Here is a 24,222-nt window from a genome sequence, read left to right on the forward strand (position 1 = left end):
AACATCTTCAAGGCATGAAGCGTCAGTTGAAAAGCCCGCTTTCAGAAGGTCAAAAAGGGTTATGGATGCTTCAAAAAATGTCTCCTGATATGGGTGCATATAATATTCCTTTATGCTTTCGCATCAGCAAAAAATTACATGTCGAGACGTTCAAGCAAGCCCTTCTGTTTGTACAGAAACAATATCCTGTTTTAACGAGTGTGATTCAAGAGGAAAACGGCATTCCTTTTCAAACGGTTCAGCCGTCACAGGCCCTTCATTTTGAGGAAGCGGATATGTCAGCTATGAATTCAGCTGAGATATTGCCCTTCCTAAAAGAAAAAGCTAAAGAACCTTTTCATCTGGAAACAGGTCCGTTAATGCGCACACATCTTTTTCATCAGTCAAAGGAAGAATGCGTTGTGCTTATAACGGTTCACCATATCATATTTGACGGTGTGTCAATGCTGACATTTATATCGACGCTTTTAGAGGCGTATCAACAATTGCTGCAAGGCGAAGAGTTGGTGATGCAGAATTTACCAGCCGATTATCCTGACTTTGTTGACTGGGAAAATCGTCTGCTGGACGCTAAAGAAGGAGCTGAGCATCTCGCTTATTGGAAAGAGCAGCTTTCCGGGACGCTGCCTGTTCTTGAACTGCCGGCCGACCGTCCCCGTCCTTCAGCACAAAAATATAAGGGGCAAGCTTACAAAAGCTTGCTCCCTCATCACCTGAGCAAACAAATAAAATCGTTTGCCCGTTCTCACAATGTGAACGAATCTGTTGTGTATCTCTCCATTTATAAAGTACTGCTGCATCACTATACAAAACAAAAGGACATCATTGTCGGCGTTCCGACTATGGGGCGGCCTGAAGACGGTTTTGAATCGATCATCGGATATTTTATCAATATGATGGCTGTTCGGAGCAAAGACATAGGAACGCAAACATTCAAAGAGTTCCTTCGAGACCTGCAGCTGACAGTGGCCGACGGCCTGGACCATGCGGCATACCCGTTTCCGGCACTGGTAAGAGAACTGAATGTAGATCGCTCAGCAGCCGATTTTCCGGTTTTTCAAACGGCCTTTCTCTACCAGAACTTCTTTCAGACAGCAGGCTTACAAAAAATGCTGGAACAATATCAAACTCTCGGCATCGAATATATCGAAGACATTCGGCAAGAGGGAGAATTCGAGCTGGCACTGGAAGTGTATGAACAAGAAAATGAAACAGTGCTTCATCTTCTGTATAACCCTGATGTATATGAATTATCCTCCATTGAAAGAATGATGGAGAACTATATCAAACTCGCTGAAAACATCATTCACGATCCGTCATTATCACTTGAAACATACTCTTTACAGTTAAATCAAGAACAAATCAACTTGTTCGAGCAATGGAATGCAACAAAGACAAATGACGCCAAAGACAAGTGCATACATGAGATTTTTGAGGAAAAAGCGAGAATAAATCCCGATGCGATAGCGGTCGTATTCGAAGAGGAGACTCTTACATATAAGGAATTAGATCGAAAAAGCACATCGCTGGCCATCTACCTCCAGGAACAGGGGGTAGGACCTGAACGCCCGGTAGGAATTTGTGCAGAGCGTTCGTTTGATATGATGATCGGAATTTTGGGGATTCTTAAAGCCGGCGGAGCGTATGTGCCTTTAGATCCGAACTCCCCTCAAAAGCGATTAGAGTACATGCTCAAAGACAGTGAAGCATCCATTGTCCTTACCCAATCTAAATTTTATGACAAAGTAAACAAATTAAATGATGACCATGTAAAAGTAATCAATATTGATTTGGCTTACAGTCACACTAATACGGCACAACAAAACAGAGAATTGAAACGGGAAGTAAAACCGTATCATCTCGCCTATATCATTTACACTTCGGGCAGTACCGGTCAGCCTAAAGGAGTCATGGTAGAGCATCGGAGCATTATGAATACGCTGAATTTTCTTGAATCTCAGTATCCTGTTACTGCTGTTGATGCTTATTTATTAAAGACGAACTATATTTTCGACGTATCCATATCGGAATTATTCGGCTGGTTTATCGGAAATGGCCGTCTCATTATTCTTCCGCCGGATGGAGAGAAATCACCACAGCTGTGCATGGATGTGATTGAAAAATATAAAGTGACCCATATTAATTTTGTTCCAGCCATGCTGCATGTATTTTTGGAAACGGCGAAAGACAACAGGCAGTTAACTGAGGATGGACCGATCAAATACATGATGGTTGCAGGAGAGGCCTTTCCTAAGGAATTGGTGAAAAAGGCGGTAACCATCTTTAAAAACTGCCGTGTTGAAAATATTTACGGACCAACGGAAGCCTCCATTTACGCTGCGTATTTCGGATGCGGAACAGGGGATATCGCCAGTCATCATACGCCGATTGGCAAGCCTGTATCTAATACGAAGATTTATATCGTGGATCAGCATCTGAAACCTGTTCCGATCGGCAAGCCCGGGGAGCTTTGCATCGCAGGAGACGGATTGGCAAGGGGCTATTATAACCAGCCCGGTCTGACAGCCGAAACATTTATTGACAATCCATTTGAACCAGGGACAAAGCTTTATAAATCCGGTGATTCAGCAAGATGGCTGCCTGACGGCAATATTGAATATTTAGGCCGTATTGACAGCCAAGTGAAAATTCGCGGTTTCCGAATTGAGTTGGGCGCAATAGAAACGAAGCTGAGTGAATATCCGGGCATTTTAGATCAGGCAGTAGTGGTCAAACAGCTGGAGGGCCATAAAAAGCTGGCTGCTTATTATACTGAGCAAAATGGACATCCGCCTATCGATCAAAAAGAATTGCGCCGCCACCTGAAATCCAGCCTGCCGGAATATATGATACCTGCACACTTTATCCGCCTGGATGAGATGCCGTTAACGCCGAGCGGGAAAGTGAACCGCAAGGAATTGGAACACCGCAAGGTCATTTTAAATAAAAGGAAAACACATCACTTACAGCTATCAGAAGTAGAAGGCAAAGTGCAGCTCATTTGGGAGAACATGCTGAAAGTCAGCGGCTTTGGGCCGGAAGACGGATTTTTCGATGTGGGAGGTGATTCACTTCTCGCCGTGTCCGTGGCGGAACGGATCCAAAAAGAATTTGATTGTGAATTCAGTGTAACGGAGCTGTTCGAGTACGCCAATATCCGGGCCATCAGCCAATACATTATTGATATGAAAAACACAGATGCGGCGGCCATACCTCAAGATGAAAGCAAGCGGAATGTGAAGAGGGAGAAACAGCCGGAACAGCAAGGGCTGCCGTCGTATTTTGACGACAGTATTGCCATTGTAGGGATCTCCTGCCAGTTTCCGGGTGCGAAAAATCATCATGAGTTCTGGAATCAAATCAAAGAAGGCAAGGAAAGTATTCGGTTTTTCTCTAAAGAAGAGCTTCGTGAATATGGTGTGCCTGAAGAATTGATCCAACATCCTGATTACGTTCCTGTGGAATCTGCGATTGAAGGAAAAGATTTGTTTGACCCAGGTTTCTTTCAGATCTCTCCTAAAGATGCTGAGTTTATGGACCCTCAGCTCCGTCTCTTATTGCTGCATTCCTGGAAAGCAATTGAGGATGCGGGCTATGTGGCAAAAGAGATTCCGGGAACAAGCGTATATATGTCTGCAAGCAACAATTCATACAGAACGTTATTGCCAAAGGAGACGACAGAAGGGCATGAATCTCCGGATGGCTATGTCTCATGGGTATTAGCCCAAAGCGGAACCATCCCGACAATGATCTCGCACAAGCTCGGATTAAAGGGGCCAAGCTACTTTGTACATTCCAATTGCTCTTCTTCACTAGTGGGTTTGTATCAAGCGTACAAAAGTCTAACATCTGGTGAATCTGAATACGCGCTTGTTGGCGGCGCAACCTTGCACGCACAGTCAGGAATAGGCTATGTGCATCAAAACGGATTGAATTTTTCAAGCGACGGGCATGTTAAGGCATTTGATGCTGCAGCTGACGGAATGGCCGGCGGAGAAGGCGCAGCTGTCGTCCTATTGAAGAAAGCTGTGGATGCGGTAAAAGACGGAGATCATATTTACGCCATCATGCGCGGAATAGGCATCAATAATGACGGGGCTGATAAGGCAGGCTTTTATGCACCAAGCGTAAAAGGCCAAACAGAGGTCATACAGAACGTATTGGATGAAACCAATATCCATCCCGAGACTGTCAGCTACATTGAAGCACACGGTACAGGGACTAAATTAGGCGACCCTATTGAAATTTCCGCCTTAAACAAAGTGTACAAGCAATACACGGACAAAATACAATTTTGCGGAATCGGTTCGGTGAAAACCAATATCGGACATTTGGATACAGCCGCAGGATTAGCCGGCTCCATTAAGGTTGCCATGAGCTTATACCATAACGAACTCGCGCCGACCATCAACTGCCATGAGCCGAATCCGAATATTCATTTTGACAGCTCTCCATTTTATGTTGTCCGCGAACGAAAGCCGTTAGAGAAAAATGCAAGTGTACATCGGGCGGCGCTGAGCTCGTTCGGGCTTGGCGGAACGAACGCTCATGCGATTTTCGAACAATATGAAAATGCCCATGATACAAAAGCGGATAACGAAGGCAATCGACCGTACCTTATTCCGGTATCGGCAAAAAACAGGGAGCGGCTGCAAGCATATGTAGAGGAGCTGCTGACATTTGTCAGTCAAAACGAGCTAGCGCAGATCTCATTAAGGGATTTGGCATACACCTTCCAAGTCGGCCGGGAGGCGATGGACAGCAGAGTCGTTTTTATAGCGAACGATATGGAAGAATGGAAACAGCAGCTGGAGAGTTTTGTGAATGGAAAACCATTGACAGAAGGCTGTATTCAAGGAGAAAAAACGCGAATGAAATCCGCTGAGCTCTTGCTTGGAGATGATGAAACAGAAGAACTTGTTGCATCATGGATTTCCAAAGGCAAACTGAAAAAGCTTGCCGAAGTGTGGGCCAAAGGTTTTCGTGTTGAATGGCGCAGCCTTTACCCGAATACGAAGCCGCACCGTATGAGTCTGCCGACATATCCTTTTGCTGAAGAACGGTACTGGCCTGAGATCGGCACGGACAATAGCAAAACAGCCGAACCATCGCGTATGCATCCTTTGGTTCACCATAATACATCTGTTTTATCGGAGCAGCGGTTCAGCTCCATCTTCACAGGACAGGAGTATTTTATTACCGAGCATATCATTAAAGGGATGGCGATTTTGCCGGCGGCTGTCACGCTTGAAATGGCAAGATCCGCTATCGAACAAGGAATTGGCGGTTTAGAAGATCAAGAAAACGGAATCCGCCTGAAAAATGTGGTTTGGATGCGTCCGGTTGTAGCGGGAGATGAGCCGGTTAAAGTCAACATCGGACTCTATGATGAAGACGGCGGACATATTCTTTACCGGATGTATGGTGAACCGGAATCCGCTGACGCAGAACCGATTGTATATAACCAGGGCATAGCGGAAGTATGTCAGCCGCAGCATTCAGAGGCATTGGATCTAGAGGCGGTAAAGAATCAATGTCATCAAGGCATAATGGACGCCTCCTTATTTTATGAAGGCATGATTGGAGCCGATTACGGTCCTGGATACAAGAGTGTAGAGGCTGTTTATAAAGGAGACGGCCAGCTGCTCGCCAAATTATCGCTGCCGGAATCTGTCTCGCATACGTCAGACGATTATGTTCTTCATCCAAGTTTAATGGATGGAGCGTTACAGGCGGCAGAATATTTGCAAAACGTCACCAGGGCGGAGCTTTCTGACAGTGAAGACTTTCAAGCGGCACTGCCATTTGCTTTAGAGGAGCTTGAAGTCTTTCATCAATGCGTTTCTGACATGTGGGTTTATGTTCAATTCAATTCGAAAAATAAACCGGGCGATTTGATACAGAAAGTCGACATTGATCTATGCGATGAGCATGGCACCATTTGCTTACGTATGAAAGGATTTTCGACGAGAGTGATGGAGGCCGACACACAAACCGGATCATCAAACTCAGAGACCTTATTGCGTCAGTCTGTTTGGAAAGAACAAAAGGCTGACGCAAAAGCGGCAAAAGAATATGCAGAACATCTCGTGTTCCTCTGTGAATGTGATCAAGACATGAGAAAAAAGATCGAAGCAGAAATGGAGCATGTTCATGTATTCAGCCTCGAAGAAAGGCCTTCTTCAGTGGATGGACGTTTTCATTCGTATACGGAACAAGTGTTTAAAAAAGTGCAGGCGATGATGCGCACTAAACCGCAAGGAGATATTCTGATTCAGGTCGTGACTTCCGCAGAAGGCGAGCGGCAATTGTTTTCAGGATTGACAGGACTGCTGAAAACGGCCGAACTGGAAACTGCCACACTAACCGGGCAAATGATTGAAATCAGCAGTGAAGAAAGCGGGGAAAGTATTGCCGGCAAACTGAAAGAAAATCAAATGAGCAGCGGTGCACATATCAGATATCAAAACGGTAAACGATTTATTGCAGATTGGATTGAAATGAAAACGGCAAGCCGTGACATCGGCATGCCGTGGAAAGACGATGGCGTCTACCTGATCACAGGCGGTGCCGGAGGCTTAGGCTTTATTTTCGCAAAAGAAATTGCGGAACAAACGAAGAATGCGACAGTCATTCTGACGGGCCGTTCACCTCTAAATGAAAGTAAAAGGGGAAAAATTGAAGAGCTTTGCGCCAGGGGGGCCATGATCACCTATCAGCAAACAGATGTTACCGATAAAATCGAAGTGTACCAGTTAATGAACGATATTCAGAAAAAACACGGCCGTCTTGATGGGATTCTTCATAGCGCGGGAATCATTAAAGATAGCTACTTGGTCAATAAATCAGCAGAAGACCTGCATGAGGTGCTGGCGCCTAAAGTAAAAGGACTCGTTTATCTGGATGAAGCGAGCAAGGATTTGGCATTGGATGTTTTCATTCTCTTTTCGTCTCTTTCAGGAAGTATGGGCAGCATCGGTCAGGCTGATTATGCGGCAGCGAATGTATTTATGGATATGTATGCCGGATACCGCAATACACTCGCTGGAATCGGTCAGCGGCATGGCAGGACGCTTTCTGTAAACTGGCCATTATGGAAAGAGGGCGGCATGAAGGTCGATCGTGAAACGGAGACAAGGCTTGTGCAGCTGGCCGGAATCGTTCCTCTTGAAGCGGACAAAGGCATACAGGCTTTTTATCAAGCGCTCAATACCGAGGCAAACCAGGTCATGGTGATTGAAGGCGACGTTCAAAAAATAAAACAAAACATGCTGCCAAAAACAGCCTCAGCGCCTATTGAAAAGAAGGAAACAGAAACCATGATTGAATCGGTAAAGAGCATTGATACAGGCAGTTTGCTGGATAAAGTAAAGGCGATGCTGAAGCGGGAGGTTGCCAAGCTATTAAAGGTTAAACTTGAAACGATTGATGACCATGCCGAAATGACGGGGTACGGTTTTGATTCCATCTCCATGACGGAATTCACCAACCATATCAATCGGATCTATAAACTGGCGCTGACGCCAACCGTCTTTTTTGATCACCCGACGATCCATGAGTTTGGCAAGCATTTGTCAGAAGAATATCAAGCGGTATTTGCGGAAACATTTGCGGTGCGGACCAGGCCGAAAGCCCAGGCTCAGCCTGCATCTGAACAGGATAAAACGATGCATGTCACAGCTAAAAGGCGCCGGAAGCAGTCAGTTATGCCGCCAAAAACCATACAGAGTGAATCCGGGCCCGAGCCAATCGCAATCGTGGGAATAAGCGGCATCTTCCCTATGGCGAAAGATGTCGATGCCTACTGGAAGAACTTAAAAGAAGGCAAAGACTGCATGACGGAAATCCCGAAAGACCGATGGGATTGGCGCGAATATGAAGGGGACCCTGCGAAGGAAGCCAATAAAACGAATGTAAAATGGGGAGGTTTTATCGACGGCATTGCGGAATTTGATCCATTATTCTTTGGCATCTCCCCGCGTGAAGCAGAACAAATGGAACCTCAGCAGCGCTTATTACTGACATACGTATGGAAAGCGATCGAAGATGCAGGGTATTCGGCAAAAAGTCTGTCAGGCACAAAAACAGGCGTATTCATCGGAACGGGAAATACAGGATACAGCTCTCTTTTATCAAAAGCGAACTCGGCAATAGAAGGCTCAGCGGCGGCTAACACGAGCCCTTCAGTCGGCCCGAACCGTATCAGTTATTTCCTTAACCTGCATGGGCCAAGTGAACCTATCGATACGGCGTGCTCCAGTTCATTGGTAGCTATCCACCACGCCATTTCCTCAATCGAGGAAGGCACTTGTGATATGGCATTAGCCGGCGGCGTTAATACGATTATTCTGCCTGAGGTGTATATCAGCTTTGATAAAGCGGGTGCCCTGAGTAAAGAAGGCAAATGCAAGACGTTCTCAAATCGAGCCGATGGTTTTGCTCACGGCGAAGGAGCCGGCATTCTGTTTCTAAAGAAATTAAAAGCGGCTGAAGAAGCAGGGGACCATATTTACGGAGTGATAAAAGGGAGCGCAGTCAATCACGGCGGACGTGCCGCCTCTTTGACGACGCCTAATCCGAAGGCACAGGCGGAAGTCATTCAAACGGCATTCCAAAAGGCAGGAATCGATCCCAAAACTGTGAGCTACATTGAGGCTCATGGAACCGGAACGGAGCTTGGAGACCCGGTTGAAATTAACGGATTGAAAGCGGCTTTTAAAGCGCTGGGTGTAAACGAAGGAGACACATCTGCCAATCATTATTGCGGCCTCGGTTCAGCGAAGACAAACATCGGGCATTTATCGCTTGCAGCCGGTGCAGCAGGCATCATTAAAATATTAATGCAGCTTAAACACAAAACCTTGGTGAAAAGTCTTCATTGCGAGACTGTCAATCCGTATATTCAGCTGGAAAACAGCCCGTTTTATATCGTTCGGGAAACAGAAGAATGGAAAGCAATACAGAATGAGCGGGGACAGGAGCTGCCTCGCCGTGCAGGCGTCAGTTCATTTGGTATCGGAGGGGTAAACGCCCACGTGCTCATCGAGGAATATATTCCGAAGGCGGACACAGGTAACATACCGTCGATCACTTCTGAACAGCCGTGTATTTTCGTTTTATCAGCCAAAAATGAAGCAAGGCTGAAAGAACACGCACAGCAGCTGGCAGAAGCGTTAGGTCAGCATACTTATAAAGACGCAGATCTCGCAAGTATCGCTTATACGCTGCAAGCCGGACGAGACGCGATGGAAGAACGGCTGGGGATCATTTCCGGGTCCATTGAGGATTTGCAAGACAAGCTAAAAGACTATGCAGCAGGCAAAAATAATGTGGAGGATGTATATAGAGGGCGGATTGATAAAGGTACGCTGCAAATGCTGACAGAAGATGAAGAAATTCGAGAAGCGGTAGAAAAATGGATGGAACGCGGAAAATATGCAAAACTGCTGGAATTATGGGTGAAAGGGCTTGATGTGGACTGGATGAAGCTGTATGGCGAGAATCAGCCACAGCGCATCAGTTTGCCGACATATCCGTTTGCGAGAAACCGTTATTGGATCTCTGATCAAATTGAAAGCGGAAGCCTTGAAACCGACAAAAAAGCATCTTCCATCAACGCGGCTGTGTTGCATCCATTAATGCATCAAAACACATCGAATCTATCGGAACAGCGGTTTAGCTCCATCTATACGGGAGAAGAGTTTTTCCTTGCGGATCATGTTGTCAAAGGCCAACGGATCTTGCCGGGGGTGGCGCATCTCGAAATGGCGCGGGCTGCCATCGAGCAGGCGGCAGAGGTACAAAACGGTCAGTACAGCATGACGCTGAAAAACACAGTGTGGGTGCGGCCGATTGTGGTGGAGGACCAGCCGCTGCAAGTAAACATCAGGCTTTTTCCGGAAGAGCATGGTGACATTACGTATGAAATCTACGGCAACCCGGAAACGGCGGGTGACAAACCAATCGTATACAGTCAAGGCAGCGCTGTATTAAACCCTGCTGCGGATACGCCGGTCATTGATTTACAATCCCTGCGCCAGAAGTGTCAGCAAACTCGATTCACTGTAAACGAAGTATACGACACCTATAAAATGATCGGTTTTGACTACGGTCCGGCTTATCGCGGGGTGGAAAAGATTTATACAGCTGAACATTTTGTATTGGCAAGCTTGTCATTGCACCCGTCTGTTTTGGATACGGTCAGCCAATTCAACATGCATCCGGGTCTGATGGACTCCGCTTTGCAGGCATCCAGCATTTTGACAGGCGCAGGAGATAACCGGCTGATGCTGCCTTTTGCGGTTCAAGAGCTTGAAGTCTTCGGGACATGTTCCTCGAAAATGTGGGTATACGCCAGATACAGTGAAGACAGCAAAGCGACTGATAAGGTACAAAAGCGGGATATCGATATATTAGATGAGAACGGCAATGTTTGCGTACGGATAAAAGGATTGTCTTTCAGAGCGGCAGAGAATGATACTGGATCAGCGGAGCCCGATCAAACAAAGGAAACTTTGATGTTTGAGGAAAAATGGATGCCTAAGGATACCGACAAAGACGCTCCGGAGCCTAAATATCAACGGCATATTGTCATGCTTTGTGACATGAACGGACTCTCAAAAGACAGCATTGAATCAAAGCTCAATGGAACGGAATGTATAGTATTGGAGTCTTACCGGGAGGGTCTGGCAGAGCGATTCCAAGATTATGCCGAACAAGCGCTTGAGACGATTCAGAGTATCCTCAAAAGCAAGCCGCAAGGCAATGTTCTGATCCAAATGCTTACCTCCGCACAAAGAAAGCATTACTCATTCTCAGGGCTTTCGGCGCTCCTTAAAACGGCCGGTCTGGAGAATGCAAAGCTGAAAAGCCAGACGATTGAAATCGATACAAACGAAACAATTGAAAGGATCGCAGATATAGTACAAGAGAATAAAAGAAACACAGGAGATCAGCGCATCAAATATGAAAAAGGCAAACGGTACATCAAGGAATTAAATGAAATTCATACGCCTGAACGAGAAATCAGATTGCCGTGGAGGGATAAGGGTGTGTACCTTATTACAGGCGGCGCAGGGGGACTTGGATTTATTTTTGCGAAAGAAATTGCAAGCCAAGTCAACCAGCCTGTTCTGATTCTTACAGGCCGGTCCGCGCTTAGCGCCGATCAGTATTCACAGCTTAACGAATTGCAACGCATGGGTGCTCGCGCGGAGTACAGGCAGATCGATGTAACCCAATCGGCGGCTGCTTCCGAGTTAATCACAAGTATCACCGCTGATTACGAAGACTTGAATGGCGTGATTCACAGCGCTGGACTGATTAAAGACAACTATCTCATGAATAAAACGAATGAAGAACTAAAGCAGGTCCTCGCCCCTAAGGTAAAAGGACTCGTAAATGTGGATGAGGCAACCGAGCATCTCGCGTTAGATTTCTTTATCCTCTTTTCTTCAATATCTAGTGTCACCGGCAGCGCGGGGCAGGCGGATTATGCGATGGCTAATGCCTTTATGGACAGTTATGCTGCTTATCGTAATGCGCTTGTGACCGCCATGTACAGACACGGCCAAACATTGTCGATCAATTGGCCGCTGTGGAAAGAGGGCGGTATGCGTGTAAATAAAGAAACTGAAAAAATGACAATGAAAAATACGGGCGTTACAGCTATGCGAACCGAAACCGGTATTCAGGCACTTTATAAAGGCTTGGCCTTCGGTAAAGATAACGTCATCGTCATGGAAGGTATCAAAGACATGATGAGGGAAAAGCTGTCTCAAAAGCAGCCTTCTGAAGGTGTTTCGAAAAAAACAACGCAAGAACCGGTGACCCAGGAAGCAAGAATCGATCAAGACAGCTTATTGGACCAAATACAAGAAGTTTTAAAGCAAGCAATCTCTCAATTGCTCAAAATCAAACCTGAAGAGATTGATCCGGATATGGAGTTTAATCAATATGGATTTGATTCAATCACTTTGACTGAATTCGCTAATGCACTGAATGAACAATACAAACTGGATCTGACGCCTACAATTTTCTTTGAGCATGCAACCGTTCATGCCTTTGCTGCGTATTTATCAGCTGAATATCAGGATACATTCTCTGCGCAATTTGCAGCAACTGTCAAAGAGGAGCAGCCTGTACAGCCTGCGGAAAAAGCCATGAAAGACATCAGGTTTTCAACCGAAAACCGTTTTGTTAATCCAAAGGAGCTGCCAGTGAAGAAGGCAGCCGAGCATGTGCCTGAGCCTGAACCCATTGCCATTGTAGGGATGAGCGGCGTTTTCCCAAAGGCAGAGGATGTAGAGGAATACTGGATGAATTTGAAAGAAGGGGCGGATTGTATTACAGAGGTTCCAAAAGACCGCTGGGATTGGCGTGAGTACTACGGAGACCCTCTAAAAGAAGCAAATAAAACGAACGTCAAATGGGGCGGCTTTATTGATGGAGTGGCCGACTTTGATCCGTTGTTCTTCGGCATTTCCCCGCTTGAGGCTGAGCAGATGGAGCCTCAGCAGCGTCTATTAATGACCTATGCTTGGAAAGCGATAGAAGAAGCGGGACATTCAGCCCAAAGCCTATCAGGAACCAAAACGGGCATATTCATCGGTACTGGAAACACGGGATACAGCTCTCTTCTGTCAAATGTAGATATCGAAGGCTCAGCAGCTGCTAATATGAGTCCTTCTGCCGGACCGAATAGAGTCAGTTATTTTCTGAACATTCATGGACCGAGCGAACCGATTGACACCGCATGCTCAAGCTCACTGGTCGCCATTCACCATGCGGTTTGCGCAATTGAAGACGGAAACTGTGAAATGGCGATCGCGGGAGGCGTCAACACGGTTGTAACACCGCAAGGCCACATCGCCTACGATAAAGCCGGGGCTCTGAGCAAAGAAGGAAAATGCAAAACGTTCTCTGACAAAGCCGATGGATTTGCGGTCAGTGAAGGTGCAGGCATCCTCTTCCTGAAAAAACTTAAAGCTGCTGAACGCGACGGCGATCATATTTACGGTGTGATCAAAGGAAGTGCAGTCAATCACGGAGGCCGCGCGAATTCTTTGACGACTCCTAATCCGAAGGCTCAGGCAGAAGTCGTAAAAACCGCTTATGTGAAGGCGGGAATTGACCCGAGAACCGTGACATATATTGAAGCGCACGGAACTGGAACAGAGCTTGGTGATCCGGTGGAAATCAACGGACTGAAGGCTGCTTTTAAAGAGCTGTACGAGAAAACGGGAGATCCTTCTGTTCATGCCAGCCATTGCGGATTGGGTTCAGCAAAGACGAACATCGGCCATTTATCGCTCGCGGCCGGTGTGGCTGGTGTCATCAAAATCTTATTGCAGCTAAAACACAAAACGCTGGTAAAAAGTCTGCACAGTGAGACACTCAATCCGTATATCAGATTAGAAGACAGTCCGTTTTATATCGTGCAGGAATCCAGAGAGTGGAAAGCGCTGCGAGATGAAGCGGGACGGGAGCTGCCTCGCCGAGCCGGAGTCAGTTCATTTGGCATAGGCGGTGTCAATGCCCATGTGGTCATTGAGGAATATATTCCAAAAGAGACCGCTCCTTCTGAACAAGCGCCGGCAGTGACATCACAACACCCGGGCATCTTTGTCTTGTCGGCAAAGGATGACGACCGCCTGAAGGACCAAGCACAGCAATTAGCGGATTTTATCAGCAAGCATTCCATTACAGATCATGATCTCACTGATATTGCTTATACACTCCAAGAGGGGCGCGATGCAATGGAGGAGAGACTAGGGATTATCGCCGCCTCGGTTCAAGATTTGCTGGAAAAACTGCACCTCTTTATAGAAGGACAAACCAATGCGAAGAACATGTGCAGAGGCAGGGCAGATAAAGGGATATTACAGACGCTCAGGTCAGACGAAGAAATTCAGAAAACACTCAAAAATGACTGGGAGCCTGGAATATATGCAAAACTGCTTGAATTGTGGGTGGCAGGATTAAAAATAGATTGGAACAAACTGTATAGCGGCAAACAGCCAAACCGCATCAGTTTGCCGACCTATCCATTTGCAAAAGAACGCTACTGGATAACGGATATGAAAGATGAAGCCATTACACATAAGGTATCGCCAAAAACTGTCGCTACAGCAGCTTTGCACCCGTTAGTACAGACCAACACTTCCGATTTGTCAGAGCAGCGTTTCAGCTCAACCTTTACAGGCACTGAGTTCTTTTTCACCGACCACAAGGTGAAGGGAAAGCCGGTCATGCCGGGGGTGGCATATCTTGAGATGGTGCATGCAGCCATTTCGCAGGCAGTGCGGGGACTCAAAGATCATCAATCTGTTATCCATATAAAAAATGTTGTTTGGGTGCAGCCGATCGTGGCGGATGATCAGCCTGTCCAAGTGCATATCAGTCTTGATCCTCAGCGCGATGGTGAGATTGCTTTTGAAATCTTTACAGAAGACGGGGAGAACGTACGAAAGATACACAGTCAGGGCAGTGTTGAAATAAGCGGAGCAAGGGACATTCCTTCCCATAACATCAGCGCGCTGCAAGCGCAATGCAGTCAAAGCGCACTTGCAAACGAACAGTGCTATGAGTTATTTAAAGCGATCGGCATAGAATACGGACCCGGTTTTCAAGGAATACAGCAGCTTTACATTGGCCGCAATCAAGCCTTGGCAGAGCTTTCACTGCCTCCTAGTGTATCTCAAACGCTGAACGAATTTGTTCTTCATCCGAGTATGACGGATTCTGCTTTGCAGGCGTCGATCGGGTTAAAGCTGAATTCCGGTGACAAACAGCTTTCATTGCCTTTTGCACTGCAAGAGCTTGAAGTATATAGTCCATGTACAAATAACATGTGGGTGTCTGTCACATCTCGTCCAAACGAGGACAGAATACAAAGACTTGATATTGATTTGTGTGATGAACAAGGCCAAGTGTGTGTAAGAATCAAGGGCATCTCTTCAAGGATGATGGAAGAAGACATTCAACGCCCGGAAGAACTGAAATCGTCCGAAATTGAGGCGTCTCTTAATGGAGCACTTCTAATGGCCCCGGTATGGGATCAAGTGAAAACGGAGAAGAGCGGGGACATTCCGTCTGCTGATGAGCGTGTTGTCATCCTCGGAGGGGATGACAACAGCAGAAGCGCTATGCAAAGACAGTTCCCGCTTGCCAAAGAGCTGCACATCGAGCCGCACGATTCTATTCATGAGATCGCAAACCAGCTTGAAGCATTTGGTGCGTTTGACCGTATTGTGTGGATTTCTCCTTCCCGTGTTACGGAGTGCGAAGTCGGTGATGGAATGATTGAAGCCCAAAACCAAGGCGTTATTCAATTGTACAGACTTATTAAGGCGATGCTTTCTTTAGGCTATGGAGAGAAGACGATAAGCTGGACGGTCGTGACGGCGAATACGCAATGTGTTGATCAGCATGACATTGTCGATCCAATTGATGCCGGTGTTCACGGTCTGATCGGCTCGATGGCAAAAGAATATATAAACTGGCAGACAAAGCTGATCGATGTAGATCAAAATGAGGATTGGCCGGTGTCTGAGATCTTTTCCTTGCCTACCGACCGAGAGGGAAATACTTGGGCGTATCGGAACAAGATCTGGCATAAACAGCGTCTGATCCCTGTACACAGCAATCAGCCGGTGCACACCAAGTATAAGCACGGAGGCGTTTATGTTGTCATAGGAGGCGCGGGCGGAATTGGAGAAGCCTGGAGCGAATATGTGATTCGAACATACCAAGCACATGTCATTTGGATTGGCAGAAGAAAAAAAGATGCATCCATTCAAAGCAAGCTGGACAGACTTGCGCGTTTAGGGCCGGCTCCGTTTTACATCGAAGCTGATGCGGCAAACCGAGAGGAATTGGAGCCCGCTTATGCGACCATCAAACAAATGCATCGGGAGATCAACGGCATCATTCATTCTGCCATCGTTTTGCAAGACCAAAGCCTGATGAATATGAACGAGGAACGTTTCAGAAATGTTCTTTCTGCAAAAGTGGATGTAAGTGTGCGAATGGCTCAAGTCTTCCAGAAAGAGCCCTTGGACTTTGTTTTGTTTTTCTCTTCAGTACAATCATTTGCAAGAGCTTCCGGACAGAGCAATTATGCTGCCGGCTGCAGCTTTAAGGATGCTTTTGCTCATCGGCTTTCACAAGTATGGCCTTGTACAGTGGCTGTGATCAATTGGAGTTACTGGGGGAGCATTGGGGTTGTTTCCTCACCTGATTATCAGCGAAGAATGGCTCAGGCGGGCATAGGCTCCATTGAAGCCCCTGAAGCGATGGAAGCATTGGAATTGCTGCTCGGGGGATCGCTGAAACAGCTTGTGATGATGAAGATGGCAAACGACGAAACCGGCAATGACTCGGGACAGACTGAAGAAACAATTGAAGTGTATCCGGAAACTCATAGCTCCGCCATTCAGAAACTGCGAAGCTATCACCCGGGAGACAGCACAAAGATACAACAACTGTTATAGGAGGGGAAGCGCTAATGCGAAACACAGAAGACATTCTCTGTAAGATGCTGTTAGCACAATTGCAGTCAATAGGATTTTTCAAAGAAAATAAACCCCAGCCGGTGTTGCAGAATTTCTATGGCAGATGGTTTGACGAGAGCCTATCGATTTTGGAGCGGCATGGCTTTCTTCAACAAACGGAAAATGGCTACGCTCTAACCCGCTCAACAGATGACATAAATGAATTGTGGAACGAATGGGATGAAAAAAAAGCAGATTTGCTTCAAGACAGTAACATGAAAGCCATGGTGGTGTTAGTGGAGACCGCACTCAAAGCCTTGCCGGATATTCTGACCGGCAAGGCATCTGCCACCGATATCCTTTTTCCGAACTCATCTATGGAGTTAGTAGAAGGAATCTATAAAAACAATCAAGTCGCAGACTATTTTAACGATGTGCTGGCGGACACTTTGGCTGCCTATATGCAAGAACGTCTGAAACAAGAGCCTGAAGCAAGGGTTCGTATATTAGAAATCGGAGCGGGAACCGGCGGTACAAGTGCGGCCGTTTTTCAAAAAATGAAAGCCTATCAGTCACATATAAAAGAATATTGCTATACAGATCTCTCTAAAGCGTTTTTACTGCATGCAGAGAAAGCGTACGGTCCGGACAATCCTTATTTGACGTATCAGGTATTTAATGTGGAAGAGTCGGCGGCTGAACAACATATAGAAGCGGGCGGCTATGATGTGGTTGTCGCTGCAAATGTGCTTCATGCGACGAAAAACATCCGGCAGACATTGCGAAATGCCAAAGCGGTGTTGAAGAAAAACGGCCTTCTCCTTCTGAATGAAATTAATGACCATAATGTGTATTCACACCTGACATTTGGCCTATTAGAAGGCTGGTGGCTGTATGAAGACCCCGATCTGCGTATCCCGGGCTGCCCCGGTTTATATCCAGACACATGGAAAATGGTGCTTGAGAGTGAGGGATTTCGTTATGTCTCCTTTATGGCTGAACAGTCACATCAGCTCGGCCAGCAGATCATCGCAGCTGAAAGTGACGGAATCGTCCGCCAAAAAATGAGAACAGCGCACTTAACGGAAGAAATCAAAGATCACCGTCAAGAAACACATCATTCACAAATAAAGGCTGAAAAAGGTGAGGAGGAAAACGATTCTCTCCTTGAACAAACGACACAATTTGTGAAAAACACGTTAGCAAAATCCATCAAACTGTCACCGGATCGTATACATGCAGAAACAACGTTTGAGAAGTATGGAATCGATTCTATTTTGCAGGTGAACTTTATTCGTGAGTTAGAAAAACTGACGGGTGAGCTTCCGAAAACGATTTTATTTGAACACAGCAACACGCAAGAACTCGTCGATTATCTCATAAAGGAGCATGAAGGGAAGCTACGGACATCACTGCTAAAAGAAAAATCACATCCCGCAAAAAAAGAAGCACCTGTCCAAACAAAGCCTGAAAGCCCTGCACAACCGTTTACTTATGAAACGCGCCGTTTTGCCGGAGAGCAGCAGACTATCAAAACTCAGCAGGCAAAGGTGAATCCAAAAGAAAAAACCGGGACAGTGAAAAAGGAAAAGGCAATCAATTCCCAAGCAACGACGCCGAATCATCATGGCATAGAGGATATTGCGATTATCGGCATAAGCGGCCGTTATCCGATGTCTGATCACTTAGAAGAGTTCTGGGAGCATTTAATAGCCGGAGACAATTGTATTACAGAGGCCCCGCAATCAAGATGGCGGACATCTTTATTGAACACATTATCGAAAGAACCTTTACAATCATCAGATAAGAAGCGCTACGGCGGATTTTTAGAAGACATAGATGCGTTTGATCATCATCTTTTTGAAGTGGATCAGAACCAAGTGATGGAAATGACGCCAGAACTCCGATTGTTTCTAGAAACCGTCTGGGAAACATTTGAGGACGGCGGCTATTCCCAAATCCGATTAAATGAACTGCAAGACAGCGAAGCGGGTGTGGGCGTCTTTGTTGGAAACATGTATAATCAGTATTTTTGGAATATCCCTTCATTAGAACAGGCGGTACTGAGCTCTAATGGAGGAGACTGGCATATTGCAAATCGCGTTTCTCATTTTTTTAATCTGACAGGACCGAGTCTGGCTGTCAGTTCCGCATGCTCCAGTTCATTAAACGCAATCCATCTTGCGTGTGAAAGTTTGAAACTGAAAAGCTGTTCGATGGCAATAGCCGGCGGTGTCAATTTAACACTGGATCTCTCCAAGTACGATGCGCTGGAGCGCGCAAATCTTTTGGAAAACGGACATCAAAGCAAAAGCTTTGGCACAGGAAGCGGACTTATTCCGGGTGAAGGTGTCGGAGCTGTCCTGCTAAAACCGCTCTCTAAGGCGATAGAAGATCAGGATCATATTTATGCCGTTATCAAAAGCAGTTTTGCCAATCATAGCGGCGGAAGACAGATGTATACAGCGCCAGATCCGAAGCAGCAAGCTGCATTAATCGCCAAGTCGATTCAGCATTCCGGCATTGATCCGGAAACAATCGGCTATATTGAATCTGCGGCAAACGGCTCAGCGTTAGGCGACCCGATTGAAGTGATCGCATTAACGAACGCATTTCAACAGTACACAAATAAGAAGCAGTTTTGCGCGATAGGCTCTGTGAAATCGAATCTTGGACATTTGGAGGCGGCTTCCGGCATTTCTCAGCTGACGAAAGTTCTGTTACAGATGAAAAAGGGAACGCTTGTGCCGACGATCAATGCCGCTCCTGTCAATCCAAATATTAACCTGGAAAACACAGCATTTTTTCTTCAGAAACGAACGGAGCCGTGGCATCGGTTAAAAGATTCTGAAACAGGAAAGCATCTGCCCAGAAGAAGCATGATTAACTCTTTCGGGGCGGGAGGGGCCTATGCGAATCTCATTATAGAAGAATTTATCGGCGCCGCACCTGAGAAACAAACAGTGTCTCACCAGCAGGAATGTCTGGCCGTTTTTTCAGCGAAAACGAAATGGAGCCTGCTCAGCTATCTTGAAAAAATGCGGGTGTTTTTAGAAAAGAACCCTTCTTCTGCTATTGAAGCAGTTGTACATTCATTACACAGGATCAACCACGACTTAGAACATAGGGCTGCTTTTACGGTTACGTCGACGCAAGAATTGATTGAAAAACTAAAGATTTTCCAAACATCAAAAGAAAGCTCACTCCAGCAAGGTATCTATACATCCTTTGATTTACAATCAGGTGCGATTTCTCCGAATGCAGGATTAGCCCATGAAACAGCGCAGCAATGGGCAGCGGGGGCCTCGATTCATTTTGACCATATACATCAAGGGAAAGGATCTGGCTGGATCAATCTGCCTCACTATGCATTTGACCATAATACAGCATTTCATTTTGATGCCCTGCCGGATGAAAATGGGAAAAGACATGATGAGCAGACGGCTCATCATCCGTTGTTCCAAGATTCATTCGATTACGATGAGCCTTATGTTCAAGGCCATGTGTTCAACAACGAACGGGTGCTCGTCGGTGCAACCTACGCAAGTCTGGTGATTGATGCATTTTTTGACATGTTCCCTGAGGAAAACAGCGGCCGTATCAGTAAATTAAGTTATCTAAACCCTGTTGTCATAAAACAAGGGCAAACAATTGAACTGAAAACTGAGCCGCTTCAAAAAGATCATGAACTCGATTTGCAAATCATGTATCGTGAGCAGGCATCTGAGACCTGGAAGCCTGCCGCAATCGGACAATGTCAAAAGGGTCATTTTGAAACAAAAAAAGTCAACATCGAAAGATTAAAACATTCGTTAATCGAGCTGGATCATATTGAACAAATGTATCAAACCGGCGATGGCGGCGCTGAGTGGGGAGACTTGTATAAAACCATTACTCATCTATACAGAGGCAATGACTCGATCCTTGCAAAAGTGCGTTTGTCTCAAAACGGCATGGCAAATGCGCATCACTACACTATAAGCCCATTGATTACAAACAGCGCTTACTTGGCCATTCTCAGTTTCGTAGAACAATTCGACATAGCGGGCCGTTTCTTGCCATTTGGAATCAACGATATACAATTCACAAAAAATAAAATAAGAGAAGATTGCTGGCTTCTGATCACATTCGTTAAGAATACCGGTGAAATGCTGTTGTTTGACGTAGATGTGATCAATGAATCGTCAGAGACGGTACTGCGCTATTCAGGGTACTCTTTAAAGCAATTCCGTTTGACAGATCAAGGGGAAAAAGAGGGGAATCAGGAAGTCCAAATGTACGATATAAGAGACCGTATTCGAAGCTATATCACAGATAAACTGGCTGACAAGATGGCCGATCCATCAAAACTGTCTCTGACAAAAGTTCATATCATGGATTTGGGGATCGATTCTTCCCAATTGATTGCATTGACAAGAGAGCTGGAATCAGAGACAAAGATCGAATTAAACCCTACTTTGTTTTTTGAATATCCGACTGTTCAAGAATTGACCGATTTTTTTGCGGAAAAACATGAAAGATCCTTTGTTCAATTGCTTGGCGGGGCCAATCAACAGCAGGCATTCCCCGATATAAAAGAAAACAAAATAAAACCAATTCAAACAGATGAAAGAAAGACGGATGAAACAAAAGAATATCCGGCAGACGGTATAGCCATTATCGGCATGTCGGGACAGTTTCCGAAAGCAAATAATGTAACGGAATATTGGGATAACGTGATTCACGGAAAGAACTGTATTTCTGAGGTGCCGGAAGAACGATGGGACTGGCGCGAATATGCCGAAAAAGCTGAAGGGGAGCAGTCAAGCCTCCAATGGGGCGGTTTTATAGAAGGCATAGGTGAGTTTGACCCGCTGTTTTTTGGCATTTCACCGAAAGAAGCGGCGACAATGGACCCTCAGGAGTTTCTGCTTTTGACACATGCGTGGAAGGCGATGGAAGACGCCGGTATAACAGGCCAAGCCTTATCCAGCCGCCCGACAGGAGTTTTTGTCGCAGCCGGCAATACCGATGCAGCTGTGATCCCTTCTTTAATTCCAAACCGTATATCCTATGCGCTGAATGTAAAAGGGCCGAGTGAATATTATGAGGCTGCCTGTTCCTCAGCTCTTGTCGCTTTGCACAGAGCTATTCAATCCATTCGAAACGACGAATGTGAGGAAGCCATTGTCGGGGCTGTAAATCTGCTGCTCTCACCAAAAGGTTTCATCGGCTTCGATTCAATGGGATACCTGAGCGCGGAAGGAAAAGCCAAGCCCTTTCAAGCAGAGGCAAACGGGTTTGTCAGAAGTGAAGGTGCAGGGGTTCTCATCATTAAACCTTTACAAAAAGCAATGGAAGATTCAGATCATATATATTCGGTCATAAAAGGGACAGGTGTATCGCATGGCGGTAAGGGTATGTCATTGCACGCGCCTAATCCGGTCGGCATGAAGGATGCGATGCTGAAGGCTTATCATGGATCACAAGTCGATCCAAAGACGGTGACTTATGTAGAAGCCCACGGAATCGCCTCGCCTTTGGCGGACGCGATTGAAATAGATGCGTTGAAATCGGGCTACAGTCAGCTTGAAATGGAGCACTCACAGCAATTGCAAGAGGAAATGCCATGTTATATCAGCAGTTTAAAGCCGACAATCGGACACGGTGAACTTGTCTCAGGTATGGCCGCTCTCATGAAGGTCAGCATGGCGATGCGGCATAAAACAATACCCGGTATTCCCGGTTTTGCGTCTTTAAATGATCAGGTGTCACTGCAAGGCAGCCGTTTCCGAATGACCGACAAGAACCGGCAGTGGGAAGAAGTAAACGATGATGCAGGCAGAAGGACCCCGCGCAGAGCGGGTATTAACAGCTATGGGTTTGGAGGAGTGAATGCGCACGTCATTTTAGAAGAATATATTCCTTCTCAACCAGAAGCGGTGTGCGAAAACGTAAATGAGCCTCAGATAGTGGTCCTTTCTGCTAAGAACCAAGACAGACTCAGAGCCGCAGTGCAGCAAATGCTTGACTATGTAAAACAGCAAAAAGAACTATCATTACAAAATTATGCTTATACACTTCAAGTCGGACGCGAGGAGATGAGCGACCGGCTCGCATTGGTGATCCGCAGTAAAGACGAACTGGTGCTTGGATTGGAAGATTACTTAAAAGCAGAAGACAATAAGCCGAAACATACTGTACCATTCTTTATCGGGAATTCAGAAGAAGGCTTATCAGATATCGGCACCTTGCTTGAAGGCACATTGGGAGAGATTGTCATGCAGACGCTGATGTCTGAAAACAATCTTGAAAAGATCGCTTTTTGCTGGACAAAAGGGGCCCGAATCCCGTGGGAGCGGCTCCATCAAGGAAAAGGGGCGCGCAGAATATCATTGCCTTCTTATCCGTTTGAAAAAAGAAAATGCTGGAATGGTTTTCAATCGCCGGAGATAGCCCCTTCTTTTTCAGGTGATCGGCATATTCCTCAGAAAGACGGCGATATTCGGCTGATATCTGATGTATTAGGGATGGCTCCGGAAGAACTAAGTCTTCATAAACCTTTGCAAGATTACGGATTTGATTCTATTCTTTGTATACAGTTACTGCAGCAATTGCAATCCAGTGTTGATCCTTCGATCAGCCTGGCGGAGCTGAAAGCATGTCAAACCGTGCATGATATGATGGATTTGATATCAAAAAAAGAGGATAAATCATTATCAGACCAGCCGGTTCAGGCTGTCTGCCGACAGTTTCCGGAATTGATACCGTTAAATAACAGCAAGCAGGGACGCCCTGTGTTTTGGTTTCATGGAGGAGTAGGCGGAGTCGAAATCTATCAGCCATTTGCCCGTAAAAGCCAGCGTCCTTTTTACGGAATACAAGCCAAGGGATTTATGACTAACCATGCTCCTTTACAAGGGATTGAACAAATGGCTTCCTATTATATAGAAATCATTCGAACCGTACAGCCGGAGGGCCCTTATGATGTAGGCGGATATTCCTTGGGCGGAATCCTGGCGTATGAAGTCACACGCCAGCTGCAAAACCAAGGGGACGTTGTCAAAAGCATTGTCATGGTGGATTCTCCGTACAGTACTGAATATCAAGAGAATGAACCTTCCTTGAAAACGTCAATGCTGCAAACAATAAATACCATGCTGGCAGCGGCTTCCCAGCCGGAAAAGCTTCATCACGTCCTCATCAGCCGTGAAGAGGCAAATATAAACGCGGAGGATGAAGTATTTTTAACAGAACTGATTGGGTTGGCCAGACAACGGGGGCTGAACAAAACGGAGAAGCAAATACGGACACAACTTAAACAAATGGTGAAAGCTCAGCACGCTTATGAATTTGAGGCGTACACTGTGCAGCCGCTTGCTGATCCTGAAGCAGTAAAATGTTATTACTTCCGCAATAAAAGCAGGTCATTCCTTGGTGACTTGGACATTTACTTTACCATTTCAAATGAAAAAATACCGTTAGATCATACTGCCTACTGGGAGGAATGGGAACGGCAAATTTCTCAATTCCATCTGATAGATGTGAATTCTACCAATCATTTAATGATGTTGACGGAGCCTAAAGCATCCAAAGCCATGTTAGAGTTTTGTGAAAAGCTATATTCAAATAGAGGCGTAGTAAACGCGAATTTTCTTAAAGCTTTCCGAAAAAGACACGAAACAGGCGAAGAAAGAGCAGACGAATTGGTGAAGCGGTGAAGAAACACAAAAGCCCCCTGTACTGGCAG

2 protein-coding genes are annotated in these 24,222 nt (G+C 46.0%); both read left to right on the plus strand.

The genetic code is table 11. From position 1 onward, the window contains the following. Positions 1–14: 14 nt before the first annotated feature. Positions 15–16,493, plus strand: coding sequence for a non-ribosomal peptide synthetase (locus RBH91_RS02305; RefSeq protein ID WP_307894626.1), 16,479 nt, complete (start codon positions 15–17; stop codon positions 16,491–16,493). 14 nt (positions 16,494–16,507) lie between these two features. Then, entirely contained in the window at positions 16,508–24,193 is a 7,686-nt protein-coding gene (locus tag RBH91_RS02310; protein WP_307893332.1) for a beta-ketoacyl synthase N-terminal-like domain-containing protein, read from the plus strand. Positions 24,194–24,222 lie beyond the last annotated feature (29 nt).

Origin of the sequence: Bacillus swezeyi, from assembly GCF_030908325.1 — a bacterium.
GTDB classification, from domain to species: domain Bacteria; phylum Bacillota; class Bacilli; order Bacillales; family Bacillaceae; genus Bacillus; species Bacillus swezeyi.

Coding starts and splice junctions, on each gene's coding strand:
- RBH91_RS02305 (WP_307894626.1), top strand. CDS start 15: ATGAAGCGTCAGTTGAAAAGCCCGCTTTCAGAAGGTCAAAAAGGGTTA.
- RBH91_RS02310 (WP_307893332.1), top strand. CDS start 16,508: ATGCGAAACACAGAAGACATTCTCTGTAAGATGCTGTTAGCACAATTG.